We start from the raw sequence: 17,293 nt of genomic DNA on the forward strand, positions 1-17,293 counted from the left end.
ATTATATGGCGAACAAGAAAGAAAGCACCGTGGAGGAAAAATTGAGAGCTCTGTACGATTTGCAGCTCATCGATTCCAGGGTTGATGAAATACGCAACATTAGGGGCGAACTGCCTTTGGAAGTACAGGATCTGGAAGATGAGGTCCATGGCCTTAAGACCAGGTTGGACAAGTTGAAGACCGATCTTGAGACCATCAATTTTGAGATCACTGCCAAGAAAAACCTTATCGATGAGTCCAAGACACTCATCAAAAAATACAACGAACAGCAAAAGAACGTCAGGAATAGCCGTGAGTTCAATTCGTTGACCAAGGAAGTGGAGTTCCAAGAACTGGAAATCCAATTGGCCGAAAAGAACATCAAGGAGTTCAAGGCGCAGATTGAGCAGAAAAAAGAGGTGATTGCCCAGACCAAGGACAAACTGACCGAGCGCGAGGGACACCTTAAGCATAAAAAAGGGGAATTGGACGCTATTTTGGCCGAGACCGAAAAAGAGGAGAAAGCCCTTTTGAAAAAATCAGAGGAATACGAGGACAAGATCGAGGACAGATTGGTGCAAGCCTACAAAAGAATCCGTCACAATGTGAAAAACGGTCTTGCCGTGGTTGCCGTGGAGCGTGGAGCCTCAGGAGGTTCTTTCTTCACTATCCCACCACAGGTACAGGTAGAGATCGCTTCCCGCAAGAAGATCATCACCGACGAGCACAGTGGCAGGATTTTGGTAGACCCGCTTTTGGCCGAGGAAGAACAGGAAAAAATGCAAGAGCTTTTCGCTAAGTTCTGATTGCATTCCACCAGATAGTAAAAAAGCCACCCTTTGGGTGGCTTTTTTGTTGGTTTATATTTGCTTTATTCCTCCGTCAACAGTTCCAATATCCTGTCCTCCACTTCCTGGGAATCCCATTTTTCTTCGATATGGGGCATTCGCATCACTTCTTTCATGATCTTTTCCTGCTGGTCCCCAATGGCCAATGCCTCCGCATAAGGTCTTTCGGAAAACGTGACCCTACTGTAGACCGGCACCCACTTTTCAGGATGTTTGGTCGCAAAATGCTTCTCTATCTTCTTTTGCAAAAGAAACCTGAGATCGGCCGTTTTACTGCTCATCTCCACAAAATTTCTGTAACTGAGCTCCGCAATGGCATCCGCGTTGGGCTTGCGTTCTTTTTGAAAGGTTGAAAAAATGGTGTCCCAATCGTCCCCATGGGCATCCATCAACTTATCGAGCATATAAATATCCTCAAAACCTGCATTCATGCCCTGCCCATAAAAGGGTACAATGGCATGGGCGGAATCCCCGATCAGGGCCACTTTGTTCCAATAGGTCCACGGATAGCACTTCATGGTGACCATGGCACTTGTGGGGTTATTGAAAAAATCTTTGGTCAAATCCTCGATATCCTTTCGCACATTGGGAAAATATTCCTTGAAAAATGCGCGCGCATCATCTTCCGTTGCAATGCTCTCGAAAGACACCTTTCCTTCAAAAGGCAAAAAGAGGGTACAGGTGAAACTGCCATCCACATTGGGCATGGCGATGAGCATAAACTGGCCCCTCGGCCATATGTGAAAAGAGTTTTTGTCCAATTTATGGGTGCCATCCTCATTGGCCGGAATGGTAAGTTCCTTGTAGCCCACATCTATAAAATCTTGGGAATAATCGAACCTGCTCTGTCGTTGCATCTTATGCCTGACCCTTGAGAATGCCCCATCGCAGCCGAACACAAGATCGTACTGATATTCCTTCCACTCCCCTTTTTCGGTTTCGCCCGTATACAATCGCGCTGTGGGAAGGTCAATGTCCCATACTTTCTCATTGAAGCGGAACTCAGTACCTTCCTCTTCCGCCAAATCAATCATTCGCTTGTTCAGGATACCTCGGGAAATGGACCAAATGGCCTCCCCTTCCTTTCCATATTTCTGAAAATACACCGGTTTGTCGTTCACGTGCATGGCACGCTTGTCCAAAGGAATGGCTATTTCCTTGATCTTTGCCTCAAGACCTACTTTTTGGAGGGAGCGCCATCCCCTGTTGCTCATGGCCAGGTTGATGGATCGACCCGAAAATTTAATGGTCCTGATATCGGGCCTCCTGTCAAAAACCGTGACAGTGTGTCCTTTTTTTCGAAGATAAATTGCCAAGAGCGAGCCCACCAATCCGGAACCGATGATGGCGATATTTTTGGGAGTCTGTGCCATAAATGCCCAACCGGGCCAATTCTAGTTAAACTTCAAAAATACGGATTTTTCGCTTGTGTCCCCTGTTCCTGTGGGATTATCAGGGTCCGTAAAAGAAAGATGGAACCCACCATGGTCCATGTTTAAGAATTTTTAACAGTACCCTGGAAATCCCTTTGTGCGAATGCTGCCGTATATATAACAAATATCCCGCTTCGGCGTCCATATATATGAAAAAAGTCCTTCTCAAAAATTTGCGAAGGACTTTTTCCCTTTTAGGGTATTTGGTTTTTATTCCAGGATCCCGTCCACGATGCCATACTCCACGGATTCTTCGGCGCCCATCCAGTAATCGCGGTCAAAATCCTTCATGACCTTTTCGAAAGACTGTCCACAGTTGTCTGCCAAGATACGGGCTCCCAGTTCCTTGGTCTTGATGATCTCCTTGGCCTGAATCTCGATGTTCGAGGCCTGACCTCTTGCACCACCACTAGGTTGGTGGATCATCACGCGTGCATGGGGCTGGATGAACCTTCTCCCCTTTTCGCCCACGGACAAAAGAATGGACCCCATGGAGGCCGCCAGTCCACTACAAACGGTGGAAACCGGGCTTTTGATCTGCTTGATGGTGTCATAAATGGCGAAGCCAGAGGTCACATAACCTCCTGGACTGTTGATGATCAATTGGATCTCCTTATGGTTTTGAAGATCCAAGTAGAGCAAACGGTCTATGACGTGCTTGGCAGAATCATCGTCCACTTGGCCCCACAAAAATATCTTGCGCTCATCGAGCAACTTTTCTTGGATCAATTCCTGAACCTTTCCTTTTTTTGAACTCATTTTCTAATTGTTGTGAACCTCAAAAATAATCAAATTCCAAGGAAATCTTGTCACTGGTTGGCCACAATGGTCGGTTTAAGGGCGTATCTCCACTTTTTGGGACACCACATCCTTTATCGGGATCACAAACTTGCCCCTTTGGGTGACCAAGGTGAGGCTATTGTTGTCAATGGATTCTATGGTGCCCTCTTCGCCCCCGATCACAATGGTGTCCCCTATCGCAAAGGTTTTTCGGGTATAGAAGGACCTCAGGATGTCCGCAATGATCTCTCTGGAACCGAGACCTACCCCCAGCGCAAAGGCCAAAAGGAAGGAACCCATGATCATGGTAATGTTGTTGGTGATGATGGTGGTGTCCACCCCCGCTTGGTTGAGTGCGGTAACGGACATAAAGATGACAATGACGTAGAACATAAGGTTGCTCACCAGATGACTGCCCCCGAACTCCAGGGAATCGAACAACCGCTTCACTGTATTCTTCACAAAGTTGCCGATGTAGAACCCGATCATCAACAATGCCAAAGCACTGAAGAAACGGGGCAGGTAGTGCAGCAGGTTCCCTATCTCCACCGAAATGATCTGCCAATCGAGGATATCTGCGGCCACGATCAAAAAGACGAGGATCAGGAGCCATTTCACGAAGCCCAGTATAATTTTGGACACATCGATAGTGAAATTGCCCTTGCTGGCCACATCCATACCATTTATTCTATCGTTCAGCAGCTCCACTTTGGCCAGTTTTAAGACACGTCCCAATACGAACAGGGCGATCTTGATGACCAACCATCCCAAGAGCATGATCACAATGGCCCCGATGATCTTCGGAAATACCATTGCCACTTCCCTTCCCATCGTCGAAAGGGAATCAAAGGTGATGTTCTTCCAATTGTTGATTGTTTCCATAGTTGTTGTTTATTTATATAGTGTAGTTGTTAGGTTCTCAGTTATCGCCCAGTGTTTTGAAGAGCTTTCGCAGGGCACTTCCCAAATTGATGGAAAACAAGGAGGCCATGTCCATGATCAGCTTTGCTGCGGCAATGTCGTTCATGACCTTTTTTCTCATTTCGGGCGGGGCCTCCCTGAGTGAGGCCTCCAACTCCTTGAACGGGTTTTTGTTTTGCTCTACCATCTATTCCTGGGTATTGTAGATTTCCACTAATCTTTCCTTTGCCCTTTTCAACCGCATCTTCACGGCGCTCTCGCCCAGATCCAACAGGTCCACAAGGTCTTTGATGCTGGCCCCGTCCTGGTATTTCAACAGCAATAGGGACTTATCCTCGGCAGAGATCATCTCCAGGGCCTTTTTCAGCCTGTCCGCCTTCATCTCGTACAAGCTCTCATCCGGCACATCTTCCGTTAGCTTATACTCGGTCTCTTCGACAAGAACGGATTTGTCGCGCATTTTCCGTTGCTTGTTCCGATTGATATAGTTGACACAAAAATTATAGGTAAAAGAATACAGCCAAGTAGAGAACTTGGATTTCCCCTTGAAGGTCCGCAACTTAATGAACAGTTGCAGGAAAACGTCCTGGGTCAGGTCCTGGGCTTCGTCATCAGATTTCGCAAATCCATAGCATTTGTTGTAGACCATCTTGGCATAACGGTCATACAACTTACCGAACAACATAGGGTCGTTGCTTGCAACAATCTGTTCCACTAATTCCTCATCCGACAGATGGGCATAAAGGTCGTCTGCTTCCAAAAGCGTTTTGTCGGGGTTACTTATGACGATTAGAAACAGTTTTTTAAAAAAAGTCACTCCAGGGTCGAATTAATTTTGCCGTCCTTCAAAAAGGGGCGCAAAAATAGGGGAATTTCAGGTATATTTGGTTAAAAACCAGATATGAAGACTGTTTACCTCGTTGGAATGTGCTCCCTCATCTTTTTGGTGGGCTGCAAAACAGAGACCAAAAAAACGGAAGAGACCACAGTGCCTGAAAAAACCGTCCCCGAACTGGTGGCGGACGCCCATGGTTTCCAAAACTGGAAATCGGTGAAGGAGATCACCTTTACCTTCAATGTGGACAGGGATTCCATGCACTTTGAGCGCAGCTGGGCCTGGAGGCCCAAACTGAACGAAGTGACCGCCATTTTCGGGCCGGACACCTTGGTGTACAACAAAGGGAACATGGATTCCATTGCCTATAAGACCAACGGTGGGTTCATCAACGACCGGTATTGGTTGTTGGCCCCCTTCAACCTGATGTGGGACTCCAAGAGCTATACGTTCAGTCATACTGCGGACGCAAAGGCGCCCATCAGTGGGGATCAGATGCAAAAACTGACCATAGTGTACAAGAACGAGGGCGGCTATACCCCTGGTGATGCCTATGACCTTTATTTTAAGGACGATCATATCATCCGGGAGTGGGTGTACCGCAAGTCCAACCAAGAAGAGCCTTCCCTGACCGCCAGTTGGGAGGATTATACCGAGGTAGGCGGACTGAAACTCGCACAGGAATACAACAGGCCCGAGGGCAACACCAAGCTGTATTTTACAGGCCTGACGGTAAAAAAGGAGTAGGCGTTTGGCTTGGAGCCAACGGCACCTCACCTATTTTTAAGTTCCCCAGTACACATAACGGATGACACAATACATCGTTTACTGCCCTATTGGGGTGTATAGCGATGCAAAAGGTACTTCTATAAACAAGTTGGTGGTAATTTAATTTATCAGTACTGATAAATTATTAAGGAATAATGTCAAAATCAAGAAGACAAGCAAAATTTGAAAAATTTTCTACAGAAGCTTTAAAGAACTCTTTAAGACTGCATTTTGATTCTATATTGCTCTATAAAAATGATTCCTTTGCCTCAGCATTTCATCTTAGTGTTTTGGCCTTGGAGGAAATTGCCAAATCCGATTGGATAGACCACTATGTGCACACAAGTATTACAAATCATGGACTGACGGAGATTTTGAACAGGAATGGATCAAATTGCTTTATCAGCATTCAAAAAAACAATTCGCTTTTATAAATCAACAGTTTCATTTTCTTGATGAATCTTTCTACGATTTCTTGAAATCTGGAAAATTGGAAAGTAAAAAACAAAAATCCATTTACGTAGGGCTAAAAAGAAATCGAGGTGCAATAGACACTAAATCCAAAATTTCTTCTCCAAATCAAATTAAATCTAAAGATGCGAAGAAAATAATTTCTTTAAATAATCAGGTCTTAGTAAACGAATGTGTCCGAAATATCAATGATGGATTCTATTATGGACCACTCGAAAAATTTAATTTAATGAATCCTGAATTGATGAAAAAACTTATGGAAATATGGCCTTACAAATCGAGGTTAATTGAAAAAAGAAAAATAATAAAAAACAACCATTAACACGGTGTATGATTAATTGCGGGTGAGATTTCCATGTGGAAATTCCTGCAATCAATTATCTTTAAAATCAGGGAGATATTTTTCCGTTGGAAAAGTCCGCAACTCATCATACACGAACCGTTGGCAAAATATTGGAGTATTGAAAAGTATATGAGACAAATCAATGTTTTGGAATTCATATCGTTGGATGGTGTTATTCAAGCTCCCGGGGCAAAGGATGAGGATAGGTCCGGTGGTTTTGAATTTGGGGGCTGGGTGGCTCCTTTTGGCGATGAAGTTTTTGGAAAAATCATTCAAAGGCAAATGGAACCTTCCGATTTATTGTTGGGCAGAAAAACTTTTGACATCTGGGAAAAACATTGGCCCCATAATGCGGATCATTGGCCGAAGATCAATGAAGTCAAAAAATATGTTTTATCCAACACCAGAACAAATTCCGAATGGAGTAATTCCATATTTTTAAACGATATAGAAGACATAAAAAACCTCAAAAAAACGGATGGAACCGACATCAAAGTCTGGGGAAGCAGTGAACTTGTTCAGCTCCTGTTCAAAAATGATCTGGTAGATGGGCTTTGGCTCAAAATATTTCCAATCACACTTGGGCAAGGAAAAAAATTGTTCGGTAATGGGGTTATGCCAGCGACTTTCAAATTGATGGAAAGTACCATTACCCCAAGCGGAATAATTGTGGCCAATTATAAAAAAGAAGGAGACGTCAGGACTGGAAATATTGGCGAAAAATAACAACTAACGGACGCTGTGGTAGGTCAAAAATATTCGTTCAATCAAATAAATGAGCCTTGGGGAAGCACTATATAAACAGAATCTTTTGGGTGGTGGTAGCACTCTTGAGTGCTTACTATTTATATCGCGGAATTAAATTCAGGTTTTTCACAGAGGGCAATCTGTCCGAAAAGGCCCTATGGTTTTACTTCCATTTGGCAACCGCAATTGCCCCTCTCGTCCTGGGACCCTTCCAATTTTGGACCCGTCTCAGACTCAAGTCCCCATCCATCCATCGGACCTTGGGCAAGCTGTATTTGATCGGCTCCGTATTGGGCGGGGTCACGGCCCTGTACCTAGGGATCACCATTGACTTGGAAGGATCGAAAGTTCCTCTTTTTTTATTGTCCTCCACCTGGTTGTTCATGACCATTGCCGCATGGATCACCATCAGAAATAAAAACATAGAAGGCCACAGGCAGTTTGTGATCCGAAGTTATGCACTTGCCCTGGTATTTGTATTTCTCAGACTGATCGGTGATATTCCGCAGGACAGATTGTTCTTTTTTATAGCATCTCCAGAAATAAGGGACACCACCCTCGAATGGCTTAGTTGGATCATCCCGTTGCTGACCATTGAATTGATTTTTTCATGGATCCCATTGATGAGAAAAAAGAAACGGAGGTAATTCCAGATGTAACCCAAATACGACTCCATACACTATCAATAGCCGACGGATTTTCCTCCAAAAATCCCGCAATGAATTATCTTTGACATCAGGCGGACACTATTCTTCCAAATAGGTCCGAAAGAACTCAACACAAAAAATTTAACCTCAACAAAAAGCGTAAAATCCGCACAAAAAATGAGAAGATTTGGAATTTTAGCACCCTTTGTTTTTGCTGTAATGGTATCGAGTTGTAATTCCGACAAGACCAACACAAAAACCGAGGTCCAGGAACCAAAGGAGTTGGCCTCCGACACCCTTACCAAACATTTGAAACCCTTTGACCCCAATCTGCCCACCATTGGCCTATTGATGTACAACGGAGTGCTCCAAAGTGAAGTCGTGGCCACATCCGATGTGTTTGCCAAACCCACCGAGGATGGAACCCAAATCTTCAATGTCGTCACCATTGCCGAGACCCAAAACCCCATCACCACCGAAGAAGGACTGAGACTTGTCCCTGATTACACATTTGAGAACGCCCCAAAACTGAAAGTGCTGTTCGTGCCCAGCGCCTATGATATGTATGCCCAGGTCCACAACGATAAGATCGTGAATTTCATCAGTGAAAAGAACAAAGAGACCGAATATATGGTCAGTAATTGTGCCGGGGCACAGCTCATAGGGGCATCTGGAATTGCAGACGGGCATCAGATCGTGACCTGGATCGGTGGTGGTGAGCAGCTCCAAAAGGACTACCCCAACCTGAAAGTCGAGGACGACAGCGTGGTCACTTATGTGAAGGATGGCAAATTTCTGTCCTCCAACGGCAATTTGGCCAGCTACATATCCGCATTGGAACTCCTCGAAATCATGACGAGCGCGGAGCACCGAAAGTTTGTGGAGAGCTATCTTTATCTTGACCGACTTCAAAATTGGGGCAAACCAGCGCCGTGAACATCGGTCAGGCCAAACATGATCTGGATCGCTAAAAATGAATATCTTACAGTGGAGCAAACTTGTAACAAGCTGCAAGGCAGCAAGCTCTAGGCTGAGCTATGCAGGAGAACTCTACCGAATCCACCCGAATGGTGAGCTAGGGAACATCAGGACAAACGGCCCTTGGAAGTAAAAAAGAAGGAACAATCGCCACTGGACATATGCCATGTGTCGAAATAACAAAACCCAAAGAAGCCAAACTTTGTTATGAATACAGAGGAACAGATCAAAGCGTACATGGATAGCCAAGATGAACCAAAACGTAGCGACATCCTAACTTTACATCAGTATTTGCTTCAGCAATTACCGAATGGCAGATTATGGTACTTGGATGGCAAAGATGAAACGGGAAAGGTGGTCACCAACCCCAGTATCGGTTATGGACAGTATACCATCCACTACAAAAACGGCTCCACCAAGGAATTTTACCAAATTGGCATCAGTGGCAACACCTCGGGTATTTCAGTCTATATCATGGGGCTTGAGGACAAAAAATACCTTCCCCAAAATTTCGGGGACACCATAGGAAAGGCAAGCGTGACAGGCTATTGCATCAAATTCAAAACACTTTCGGACATCAACTTCAACATTCTTGAAGAAGCGATTCGATATGGCATCCAGCAGACAAAAAGCTAAAAACACGAACAACGGACCATCAGCTGAAAAACTGAAATGAACAACGAACATACGGCGATCCGAACCACTTATTTCAGCATTATTGGAAATACCAGTCTGGCACTGATCAAGGGACTGGCTGGATTCTTCGGAAATTCCTATGCGCTGATTGCAGATGCCATCGAGTCCACAACGGACATCTTCTCTTCCCTCCTTGTGCTGTTCGGACTCAAATATGCCAAACGGCCAGCGGACGAAAACCACCCTTATGGACATGGAAAAATAGAACCCCTGATCACCTTCTTGGTGGTCGCTTTTCTTGTCACATCGGCAACGGTGATCGCCTACGAGAGCATCCAAAACATCCAGACCCCCCACAAAATTCCAAAACCTTGGACATTGCTTGTACTTGGCGGCATCATTCTGTGGAAGGAAATCTCATTCCGGATCGTGATAAAAAAAAGCAAGGAAACCAACAGTTCCTCACTAAAAGCGGATGCCTGGCACCACCGTAGTGATGCCATAACCTCGGTGATGGCCTTTATCGGGATTTCCATTGCACTGCTGTTTGGCAAAGGATATGAAACGGCAGATGACTGGGCGGCCCTTTTGGCCTCTGCCTTTATCCTCTACAACAGCTATCTGATCTTTAGGCCGGCCCTGGGGGAGATCATGGACGAGCACCTGTACGATGACCTTTTGGAAGAAATCAGGGAGGAATCCATCAAGGTTAAAGGCGTCGTCGGCACCGAAAAATGTTTTATCCGAAAGGCCGGAATGAAATACCATGTGGACCTGCATGCCATTGTGGATGCAGAGATTTCCGTGAAGGAAGGTCATGACATTGCCCATCGGCTCAAGGACCATTTGAGAAAAGAAATCCCCAATTTGGGACATGTGCTGATCCATATTGAACCGGACACCTGCACGGTTGAGGTACCATTGACCAATGGCAAATAAGTCAATCGAGGTTTCCACCCCTTTTGACCATGATTTTATTTCCGCTTCTTACCGAGAAAAAAAGTAATGCCCATAACCAACAGGGCCATACACAACAAGAGCATAAAACTGTACTTCAACGAAGCACTTTCTGCAATGAACCCTAAAATGACGGGACCCAACAAAAAACCGATATAACCGGAGCCTGCAATAAAGGCAACCCCCTGGGAAGAGTCCACTCCCTTCACATTACCGCCTATGCGGAACAATTCGGGGACAATGACCGAAAAACCAAGGCCATTCAAGGCAAACCCAATAATGGACAATGTGGTGTGCTGTGTCAGCACCAACAAATAGCCCAAAGCGGCGATAAAGGCACCAAGTCCCACAATTTTTATAGGACCAATTTTAGAGCTGATCCCATCCCCAAGAAATCGGCCCAAGGTCATGGTCGTGGAAAACGCCAAGAATCCCATACCGATCAACACCTCGGGAGCCATGGTCATTTCTTTGAGGTAAAGCCCGCTCCAGTCGATGATGGCACCTTCGCTCCCAAAAGAAACAAAACCAATGATCCCCAACAGCAGCAAAGGCTTGAAAAGTTTGAGGCTAAACGGTTCTTTTTCCACGGGAGCAGCAACAATATGAATGTAGTGTTTTCTAAAATAGAGGTTGAGGATGAACACCAACACCACCGTAATGCCCATGTGCAGCACCGGGTTCCCAATAACAGGGATCAGAAAACTGCCCAATCCCACCAAAATACCACCCAGACTGAAAAAGCCGTGGGCCGCAGACATGAAATTTTGCTTGTCCTCTTTTTCGATCTCCGTGACCAAGGTATTTATCGCAATATCAATAAAACCATTGCCCGCCCCAAACAGGTACAGTGCCGCCATCAATAGGTAATAATTGGGGGCCATAAGTGGCAACATGGCCGTAGCGGTAACCCCTACAACCCCGACCCAAGAAGCCCTGCCCACACCAATTCGGTTGATGAGCTTGGATGCTATTGGAATAATGGTAAACACGCCCAGGGACAGACAGAACAAGGCTATTCCCAAGTCTGCCTTATCTATGCCCAACTTCTCTTTTACAGTGGGGATGTATATGGCCCAGGTACCAAACCAGATATTGATACTGGTAAAAACCCATGCTGCTCCAAAATACCTTGGATTGGACAAAATCAATTTTAAGGACTTCATACAGGTGATGGGTTGGTTGGGTTCATATTAAAGAGTGGTCAATGCTTATTTGTCTTGAATGCCTTGTTTTAAGATCTGCCCAAAGCGGTACATATCTTCGTAGGAGCAATAGAAGGGGGCCGGGGCCAAACGTATCACATTGGGTTCCCGCCAATCGGTGATCACCCCTTGCTTCATCAAGTAATCAAACAAGGCCCTGCCCTCACCGTGCAAAAACACGGAGAGTTGACAGCCCCTTTCCGCTGGGGTGATGATCTCAAAAGTACTGTCCACCTGCTTGTCAATCTCATGGAGAATAAATTCCAGATAGGCCACAATGGTCCGTTGTTTTTCGATCAAGGCATCCATTCCCACCTCATCGAACAGTTCCAAAGAGGCCAAATAGGGGGCCAATGACAGTATGGGCGGATTGCTCAACTGCCAAGCATCGGCCGAAGCAATGGGATCAAACTCGGGCTTCATCAAGAAACGGGTCTCCTTTTTGTTCCCCCACCATCCTTCAAAACGAGGGATATCTTCCTTGCCCAAATGTTGTTCATGCACAAAAACACCCGAGGCATTCCCAGGACCGCTGTTCATGTATTTGTAGCTGCACCAAGCGGCAAAGTCTACGCCCCAATCGTGCAACTGTAGCTTTACGTTTCCTACTCCATGTGCCAAATCCCAGCCCACAAAGGCCCCAACAGCTTTTCCCGCTGTGGTGATGGCCTGCATGTCCAGCACCTGCCCGCTATAGTAATTCACGCCACCCATCAGCACCAAGGCAAGTTCCTCCCCCACCTCGTTGATCTTGGCAATGATGTCCTCCGTTCGCCAGGCATGTTCCCCGTCCCGTTTCTTCACTTCAACAATGGCTTCCTTGGGGTCCAGGCCATGGAACCGGGCCTGACTTTGCAACATGTACTGATCCGATGGAAAGGCCTTTTCCTCACAGATGATCTTGAACCGCTTTGCGGTAGGTCTGTAGAAGGAGACCATCAACAGGTGCAGATTCACGGTGAGCGTGTTCATCACCGAAACTTCTTTGGGTTGTGCGCCTACCACTTTCGCCAATCCTTCCGCCAATCGCTCATGATAGTCCCACCACGGTTTTTCGGCATAAAAATGACCTTCTACCGCCAGTTCCCTCCAATCCTTCATCACCTCATCCACATACGCTTGGGTGCGCTTGGGCTGCAAGCCAAGGGAATTTCCTGTGAAATAGATGACGTCCCTGCCATTTACCTGCGGATAGTGGAACTCTTGTCTGTATTTGGAAAGCTGGTCCGCGGCATCAAGTTGCTGAGCGAATTCCAGCGTATTTTGGAATGTCATGTGCTTTTGCTTTGCTTCAAAAATACGATTTGTGGGATTAAATCCGGCCCCGGAAGTCACTCCAACCGCATTTCGATGATATGTTTTTTAAACCCAACTTTTTCATAGGCCCTGATGGCGGGAAGGTTATCGCTGTAAACCGTCAACCGTATTTCCGTGAACCCTTTTTGAAGCGACCATTGCTTCAGTTCGTCCACAATTTTGGCATTGATGCCCAACCCACGGTACTGCGGGTCGGTGTACATAAACCCCAAATAGGCATACCATTCGTGGTCCAGATAGTGCCTTGCCTTCTTGCGGATGGCATAGCCAGATGCCACAAGCATTCCATCGGTTTCCGCTACGACCACATGGGCCTCGGGATCCTGCACCATTTGGGCCAGGTCATAATAGCTCACGTGGCCCTCTTTAATCGTGACATCAAAAGGGCGTTCCGCCTTGATGATCTCTTGTTCAAATTGCAACAATGTGGACAGGTCCTCCAATGTGGCCTGTCTAACTTTTATAGGTTTTGACATTATTTCCCCAAATTCGTGAATCCATGTGAATGTACTTCTTTTCCCTATTTTTGCGAAAACTTGACCATGCATTTCCTATCCCCTTTGTTGGAAAGTTATATTGCCGACCATTCGGAACCGGAACCGGAACTGTTGCGGGAACTGACCCGCGAAACTCACTTGAAAGTGGTGCAGCCCCGGATGATCACAGGACATTTTCAGGGAAGGGTGCTTAGTATGCTGTCCAAGATCATCGCCCCAACCTCTATTTTGGAAATTGGGACCTACACGGGGTATTCGGCGATCTGCTTGGCCGAAGGCATGCAAAAAGGAGGACAATTGCATACCATTGAAGTGAATGAAGAGCTCCACCAGATCCAACGCACCTATTTTGATCGGAGCGGGTATGGTCCACAAATCATCCAACATACAGGAGATGCACTGGGTGTGATACCACAGTTGGATCAGACTTTTGATTTGGTCTTCATTGATGCGCAAAAAGTAAACTACGATGCCTATTTTGAGGCCGTGATCCAAAAAACAAGACCGGGCAGTGTCATTCTATCCGACAATGTGCTATGGTCCGGCAAGGTGGTGGAACCTCTTGAAAAATCCGATAAGGCCACGGCCGCCCTTCTGGCCTATAACCAAAAACTCAAGGATGATCCAAGGGTGGAAACGGTATTGTTGCCCATCAGGGATGGACTGACGTTGAGTAGGGTGCTATAAAGCGTTTGTAGAGGACATGGAACAGCCAACCGGACAATAGGCCCACCAGGGTGCCTACAATGATGTCTATGGGAAAATGGACACCCACATAGATACGGCTCATGGTAAAAAGAATGGGCCAAATGAAGAAAAGGAGGGCCCATTTCAGCTTTGCCCGCAAAAAAAGATACATCAACATGGCAATGGAAAAAGAACTGGAGGCGTGCCCCGAGAAAAAACTATAATCTGTAGGGGTCTTCAATATGCGGATCAGGGTGTTGATCTCCTCCGTGTTGTTCGGCCGTAAGCGTGCCACGGAAATTTTGGTCAAATGGGTGATGAGGGTCACAAAAACCACCAAACCCAACATCGTCAAGAATTTATAGTGGGCTTCCTTTTTGGGGAATTTCACATACAGTAGCACCAAAAAAAGAACGAAAAGGGGGGTCCATGTGGTTATATTGGTGACAAAGGACCAAAAACCATCATATCTTTCAATGCCCAAACTGTTGAGATAGACAAAAGTATCCCGATCCCATTGGAGCAATTTTTCAAGCATGGATTATTTGGAGCTTCTTTTGATGGAGCCTGTCACTTCGTCCACATTCTTCTTCACCTCGTTCAGCTCATTACGGATATCTTTGGTGAAATCCGTATCGATGCCCTGTTTCTCGGCACTTTTCTGGATCTCTCGTTTGATATCGTCCGTGGCATCCCGCAACTGGCGCATTCCCTTGCCAAGTCCCTTGGCTATTCCGGGAATTTTGTCGGCACCAAAGACCATCACCACTATAAATAGGATGAAGAATATCTCCGCGCCGCTAATGAATAGAAAATACATACAACAAATATAATGAGAACTTGGTAGGAAAATAAAAAAAGCCCCGTGAAATCACGGGGCCTCTTTTAGTTAAATTTTTCGCTATTTCTCGCCTTTGATATTTTCCTTGAACTTATCAAAGTCTGACTTCTCGTCTTTCTTGGGCCAAGAATTGTTGGTCGTGTCAATATCAGCGGTTTCCATCTTGGGATCCACAGCTATGCCTACCAATTCCTTCTGCGAAGCAATGACCCTTTTGACCTCGGCATCGTTCTTTCTCCAGATTTCCGGTGGGTAGGTCACATTTTCCTTACTACCATCGGCATAGGTATACTCGACAATCAATGGCATGGGAACGCCTCCTGGTTTGTCAAAAGTGATCTCATAGAAATATTTGGGCTCCTTCACCTGGGACCTTTCAGCCTCGGTCATGTTGTCCATCATAAATTCCTTCAAGTTCTTTGATGTCTCCGTTGGCGATTTTCCTTTAAGCTCTGGCATAAAGTCCTCACTTTCCTCTTCCGCCAAATATACCAATGGGGGAAGGTCGGCCTCGGTAAGGTTCCTATCGGCCATGTACTTCTCCATTTCTTTGGTAGGTTTGCTGGCCACGTAGTACTTTTTAACTCCTTTGACCCCTATATCCACATAATCGGTGGTGTAGAACCAAGCTCTCCAGAACCAATCCAAATCCACTGCGGATGCATCTTCCATGGTACGGAAGAAATCCTCTGGCGTAGGGTGCTTGAACATCCAACGCTGCGCATAGGTTTTGAAAGCATGGTCGAAGAGTTCCTTGCCCATGATGGTCTCCCTCAAGATGTTCAATCCCGTGGCAGGCTTGGCATAGGCGTTGGGACCCAATTGGTACACGTTTTCTGGGTTGGACATGATGGGCGAGATAAAACTCTGGTCACCGCTCATATAAGGTACAATGGCAGCTGGCTCACCCCTTTGTGAAGGATATTTTTCGTTGGGGGCGATAATGTTGGGATAGGTTTTTCCAAAATCCTGTTCGGCCAAGTACTGCATAAAGGTATCAAGGCCTTCGTCCATCCATCCCCACTGACGCTCATCGGAGTTGACGATCATCGGGAAGAAGTTGTGTCCCACCTCGTGGATGATCACACTGATCATACCATATTTTACCCTATCGGAATAGGTACCGTCCTCATTGGGGCGCCCATAGTTCCAACAGATCATGGGATATTCCATCCCTTGGTTCTTGGCATGCACGGAGATGGCCTTGTGGTAAGGGTAGTCAAACGTGTGCGCTGAATAGGTCTGCAAGGTCTGCACCACAGCTTTGGTGGACATGTCCTCCCAAAGTGGGTTTCCTTCCTTGGGGTACATGGAAACGGCCATAACATCCTTTCCGCCTATTTTGACGGCCTGCATGTCCCAGATGAACTTTCGCGAAGAGGCAAAAGCGTAATCCCTGACATTGGTCGCCTTGAACTTCCATGTTTTTTTATCTGTGGCAAAGCCTTTTTCCAAAGCCTCCACTTCTTCTTGGGTCACAATGATCACCGGCTTGTCATACGACTTGGTGGCTTCTTTGTAACGCTTCATCATTTCTTTGGAGAACACATCCTCCCTGTTCTGCAATACCCCTGTTCCATCCAAAATATGGTCAGCGGGCACGGTGATGCTCACATCATAGTTTCCAAAAGGGAGGGCAAACTCGCCATTTCCCCAAAACTGATGGTTTTGCCATCCTTCCACGTCGCTGTAGACCGCCATCCTTGGGAAGAACTGTGCGATCACATAGGCACGGTTACCATCCTTGGGGAAATACTCGTATCCGGAACGGGCCCTGTTTACGGTATGGTCGGGAATGTTGTACCACCACTTGATGGAAAAGGAAATCTTCTCCCCGCTTTTTAGGGCTTGGGGAATGTTTACCCGCATCATGGTCTGGTTGATGGTGTAGGACAATGGCTTGCCGCTGGCATCCTTCACCCACTCAATGTTGAAACCTCCGTCAAAAGGCTCACTGATGTAGGTTTCGGCAAAATTGCCGGCAGTATAGGCGATGTTCACGCCATTACCGTCCCTCAATGGGGATTTGGAATCCTTGGCACGGACGTTTTGGTCCAATTGTACCCAAAGGAATTCTAGATTGTCCGGTGAATTGTTGTGGTAGGTGATGGTTTCCTCACCATAAAGTTTGGCATTCTTGTCGTCCAGCTCCACGTTCATCACATAATCTGCCTGCTGCTGATAGTAGTCTGGTCCCGGGGCACCGGAAGCCGACCGATACGTGTTCGGAGTGGCGAACTCCTCGTACATTTGTTTGAACCTGCTTTGGTTGTAGTGTCCTGGCTCCCGCTCTTTTTTGGCCTCTCCTTCCTGTGCCATGGCCATGGCACCAAAAAGAAAGAGCAGGGAAGCTACGTAGTGTTTGATTCTGTTCATTTTCAATTTGATTTTATGAGGGTGTAA

21 protein-coding genes are annotated in these 17,293 nt (G+C 46.3%); 10 read left to right on the forward strand and 11 right to left on the reverse strand.

Annotation, left to right across the window (positions count from 1 at the left end; genetic code table 11):
- Positions 1 to 5: 5 nt before the first annotated feature.
- The gene (locus DB398_RS09775) at positions 6 to 785 is read left to right on the forward strand and encodes a zinc ribbon domain-containing protein (protein WP_108424211.1); all 780 of its coding nucleotides are present in this window, start codon (positions 6 to 8) and stop codon (positions 783 to 785) included.
- Positions 786 to 850: 65 nt separating this feature from the next.
- Here the strand turns inward: DB398_RS09775 and DB398_RS09780 are convergent, their stop codons facing one another.
- From DB398_RS09780 to DB398_RS09800, 5 genes are all read right to left on the reverse strand, one after another.
- The gene (locus DB398_RS09780; protein WP_108424212.1) at positions 851 to 2,200 is read right to left on the reverse strand and encodes an FAD-dependent oxidoreductase; all 1,350 of its coding nucleotides are present in this window, start codon (positions 2,198 to 2,200) and stop codon (positions 851 to 853) included.
- A gap of 270 nt (positions 2,201 to 2,470) precedes the next feature.
- Positions 2,471 to 3,019, reverse strand: coding sequence for a ClpP family protease (locus DB398_RS09785; RefSeq protein ID WP_108424213.1), 549 nt, complete (start codon positions 3,017 to 3,019; stop codon positions 2,471 to 2,473).
- Between the two features lie 75 nt (positions 3,020 to 3,094).
- Positions 3,095 to 3,922 (reverse strand): mechanosensitive ion channel family protein, encoded by an 828-nt coding sequence (locus DB398_RS09790; RefSeq protein WP_108424214.1) that lies wholly within the window; start codon positions 3,920 to 3,922, stop codon positions 3,095 to 3,097.
- 37 nt (positions 3,923 to 3,959) lie between these two features.
- Positions 3,960 to 4,148 (reverse strand): hypothetical protein, encoded by a 189-nt coding sequence (locus DB398_RS09795; RefSeq protein WP_108424215.1) that lies wholly within the window; start codon positions 4,146 to 4,148, stop codon positions 3,960 to 3,962.
- On the reverse strand, positions 4,149 to 4,778 hold the full coding sequence (locus DB398_RS09800) for an RNA polymerase sigma factor (RefSeq protein ID WP_199913379.1): 630 nt from the start codon (positions 4,776 to 4,778) through the stop codon (positions 4,149 to 4,151). It lies immediately after the preceding gene.
- Positions 4,779 to 4,862: 84 nt separating this feature from the next.
- Between DB398_RS09800 and DB398_RS09805 the strand changes: the two genes are divergently transcribed.
- The 8 genes from DB398_RS09805 (at position 4,863) to DB398_RS09835 (ending at position 10,325) form a co-directional block, all read left to right on the forward strand.
- Positions 4,863 to 5,543 (forward strand): hypothetical protein, encoded by a 681-nt coding sequence (locus DB398_RS09805; protein WP_108424216.1) that lies wholly within the window; start codon positions 4,863 to 4,865, stop codon positions 5,541 to 5,543.
- 176 nt (positions 5,544 to 5,719) lie between these two features.
- Positions 5,720 to 5,998, forward strand: a complete 279-nt coding sequence (locus DB398_RS18740; RefSeq protein WP_199913380.1) for an AbiV family abortive infection protein — start codon at positions 5,720 to 5,722, stop codon at positions 5,996 to 5,998.
- The gene (locus tag DB398_RS09810; RefSeq protein WP_199913383.1) at positions 5,884 to 6,357 is read left to right on the forward strand and encodes a hypothetical protein; all 474 of its coding nucleotides are present in this window, start codon (positions 5,884 to 5,886) and stop codon (positions 6,355 to 6,357) included. Before DB398_RS18740 ends, DB398_RS09810 begins: the two co-directional genes overlap by 115 nt.
- Before the next feature lie 150 nt (positions 6,358 to 6,507).
- Positions 6,508 to 7,104, forward strand: coding sequence for a dihydrofolate reductase family protein (locus DB398_RS09815; RefSeq protein WP_108424391.1), 597 nt, complete (start codon positions 6,508 to 6,510; stop codon positions 7,102 to 7,104).
- 56 nt (positions 7,105 to 7,160) lie between these two features.
- Complete coding sequence (locus tag DB398_RS09820; RefSeq protein ID WP_108424217.1) at positions 7,161 to 7,772, forward strand: DUF2306 domain-containing protein; 612 nt, start codon at positions 7,161 to 7,163, stop codon at positions 7,770 to 7,772.
- Between the two features lie 177 nt (positions 7,773 to 7,949).
- On the forward strand, positions 7,950 to 8,708 hold the full coding sequence (locus DB398_RS09825; RefSeq protein ID WP_108424218.1) for a DJ-1/PfpI family protein: 759 nt from the start codon (positions 7,950 to 7,952) through the stop codon (positions 8,706 to 8,708).
- 249 nt (positions 8,709 to 8,957) lie between these two features.
- Positions 8,958 to 9,386, forward strand: coding sequence for a DUF1801 domain-containing protein (locus tag DB398_RS09830; RefSeq protein WP_108424219.1), 429 nt, complete (start codon positions 8,958 to 8,960; stop codon positions 9,384 to 9,386).
- Positions 9,387 to 9,422: 36 nt separating this feature from the next.
- Positions 9,423 to 10,325 (forward strand): cation diffusion facilitator family transporter, encoded by a 903-nt coding sequence (locus DB398_RS09835; RefSeq protein ID WP_108424220.1) that lies wholly within the window; start codon positions 9,423 to 9,425, stop codon positions 10,323 to 10,325.
- Positions 10,326 to 10,360: 35 nt separating this feature from the next.
- On the opposite strand, the gene DB398_RS09840 is transcribed toward DB398_RS09835, so the two are convergent.
- From DB398_RS09840 to DB398_RS09850, 3 genes are read right to left on the reverse strand one after another with little or no spacing between them, the layout of a single operon-like run.
- Positions 10,361 to 11,509: an MFS transporter gene (locus DB398_RS09840; protein WP_108424221.1), complete on the reverse strand. Its 1,149-nt coding sequence runs from the start codon at positions 11,507 to 11,509 to the stop codon at positions 10,361 to 10,363.
- 45 nt (positions 11,510 to 11,554) lie between these two features.
- Entirely contained in the window at positions 11,555 to 12,823 is a 1,269-nt protein-coding gene (kynU, locus tag DB398_RS09845; protein ID WP_108424222.1) for a kynureninase, read from the reverse strand.
- A gap of 56 nt (positions 12,824 to 12,879) precedes the next feature.
- Complete coding sequence (locus tag DB398_RS09850) at positions 12,880 to 13,341, reverse strand: GNAT family N-acetyltransferase (protein WP_108424223.1); 462 nt, start codon at positions 13,339 to 13,341, stop codon at positions 12,880 to 12,882.
- Between the two features lie 66 nt (positions 13,342 to 13,407).
- On the opposite strand from DB398_RS09850, the gene DB398_RS09855 reads away from it, so the two are divergent.
- Positions 13,408 to 14,049, forward strand: a complete 642-nt coding sequence (locus DB398_RS09855) for an O-methyltransferase (RefSeq protein WP_108424224.1) — start codon at positions 13,408 to 13,410, stop codon at positions 14,047 to 14,049.
- Here the strand turns inward: DB398_RS09855 and DB398_RS09860 are convergent.
- From DB398_RS09860 to DB398_RS09870, 3 genes are all read right to left on the reverse strand, one after another.
- Positions 14,015 to 14,587 carry a phosphatase PAP2 family protein gene (locus tag DB398_RS09860; RefSeq protein WP_108424225.1) on the reverse strand — a complete coding sequence of 191 codons (573 nt, stop codon included), beginning with the start codon at positions 14,585 to 14,587 and terminating at the stop codon, positions 14,015 to 14,017. The two genes, DB398_RS09855 and DB398_RS09860, sit on opposite strands and share 35 nt — an antisense overlap.
- A 3-nt stretch (positions 14,588 to 14,590) precedes the next feature.
- A complete protein-coding gene (locus DB398_RS09865) occupies positions 14,591 to 14,869 on the reverse strand; it encodes a Sec-independent protein translocase subunit TatA/TatB (protein WP_108424226.1) in 279 nt (92 codons plus the stop codon).
- An 81-nt stretch (positions 14,870 to 14,950) separates the two neighbouring features.
- On the reverse strand, positions 14,951 to 17,266 hold the full coding sequence (locus DB398_RS09870) for a M1 family metallopeptidase (protein WP_108424227.1): 2,316 nt from the start codon (positions 17,264 to 17,266) through the stop codon (positions 14,951 to 14,953).
- Between the last annotated feature and the right edge of the window lie 27 nt (positions 17,267 to 17,293).

The organism is Flagellimonas amoyensis, assembly GCF_003058265.1.
GTDB lineage: Bacteria > Bacteroidota > Bacteroidia > Flavobacteriales > Flavobacteriaceae > Flagellimonas > Flagellimonas amoyensis.

Excerpts from the sequence above, each read along its gene's own strand:
- DB398_RS09780 (WP_108424212.1), bottom strand. The coding sequence starts at position 2,200 with ATGGCACAGACTCCCAAAAATATCGCCATCATCGGTTCCGGATTGGTG.
- DB398_RS09825 (WP_108424218.1), top strand. The coding sequence starts at position 7,950 with ATGAGAAGATTTGGAATTTTAGCACCCTTTGTTTTTGCTGTAATGGTA.
- DB398_RS09870 (WP_108424227.1), bottom strand. The coding sequence starts at position 17,266 with ATGAACAGAATCAAACACTACGTAGCTTCCCTGCTCTTTCTTTTTGGT.
- DB398_RS09860 (WP_108424225.1), bottom strand. The coding sequence starts at position 14,587 with ATGCTTGAAAAATTGCTCCAATGGGATCGGGATACTTTTGTCTATCTC.
- DB398_RS09790 (WP_108424214.1), bottom strand. The coding sequence starts at position 3,922 with ATGGAAACAATCAACAATTGGAAGAACATCACCTTTGATTCCCTTTCG.
- DB398_RS09795 (WP_108424215.1), bottom strand. The coding sequence starts at position 4,148 with ATGGTAGAGCAAAACAAAAACCCGTTCAAGGAGTTGGAGGCCTCACTC.
- DB398_RS09830 (WP_108424219.1), top strand. The coding sequence starts at position 8,958 with ATGAATACAGAGGAACAGATCAAAGCGTACATGGATAGCCAAGATGAA.
- DB398_RS09815 (WP_108424391.1), top strand. The coding sequence starts at position 6,508 with ATGAGACAAATCAATGTTTTGGAATTCATATCGTTGGATGGTGTTATT.
- DB398_RS09865 (WP_108424226.1), bottom strand. The coding sequence starts at position 14,869 with ATGTATTTTCTATTCATTAGCGGCGCGGAGATATTCTTCATCCTATTT.
- DB398_RS09785 (WP_108424213.1), bottom strand. The coding sequence starts at position 3,019 with ATGAGTTCAAAAAAAGGAAAGGTTCAGGAATTGATCCAAGAAAAGTTG.
- kynU (WP_108424222.1), bottom strand. The coding sequence starts at position 12,823 with ATGACATTCCAAAATACGCTGGAATTCGCTCAGCAACTTGATGCCGCG.
- DB398_RS18740 (WP_199913380.1), top strand. The coding sequence starts at position 5,720 with ATGTCAAAATCAAGAAGACAAGCAAAATTTGAAAAATTTTCTACAGAA.
- DB398_RS09805 (WP_108424216.1), top strand. The coding sequence starts at position 4,863 with ATGAAGACTGTTTACCTCGTTGGAATGTGCTCCCTCATCTTTTTGGTG.
- DB398_RS09850 (WP_108424223.1), bottom strand. The coding sequence starts at position 13,341 with ATGTCAAAACCTATAAAAGTTAGACAGGCCACATTGGAGGACCTGTCC.
- DB398_RS09840 (WP_108424221.1), bottom strand. The coding sequence starts at position 11,509 with ATGAAGTCCTTAAAATTGATTTTGTCCAATCCAAGGTATTTTGGAGCA.
- DB398_RS09775 (WP_108424211.1), top strand. The coding sequence starts at position 6 with ATGGCGAACAAGAAAGAAAGCACCGTGGAGGAAAAATTGAGAGCTCTG.
- DB398_RS09855 (WP_108424224.1), top strand. The coding sequence starts at position 13,408 with ATGCATTTCCTATCCCCTTTGTTGGAAAGTTATATTGCCGACCATTCG.
- DB398_RS09835 (WP_108424220.1), top strand. The coding sequence starts at position 9,423 with ATGAACAACGAACATACGGCGATCCGAACCACTTATTTCAGCATTATT.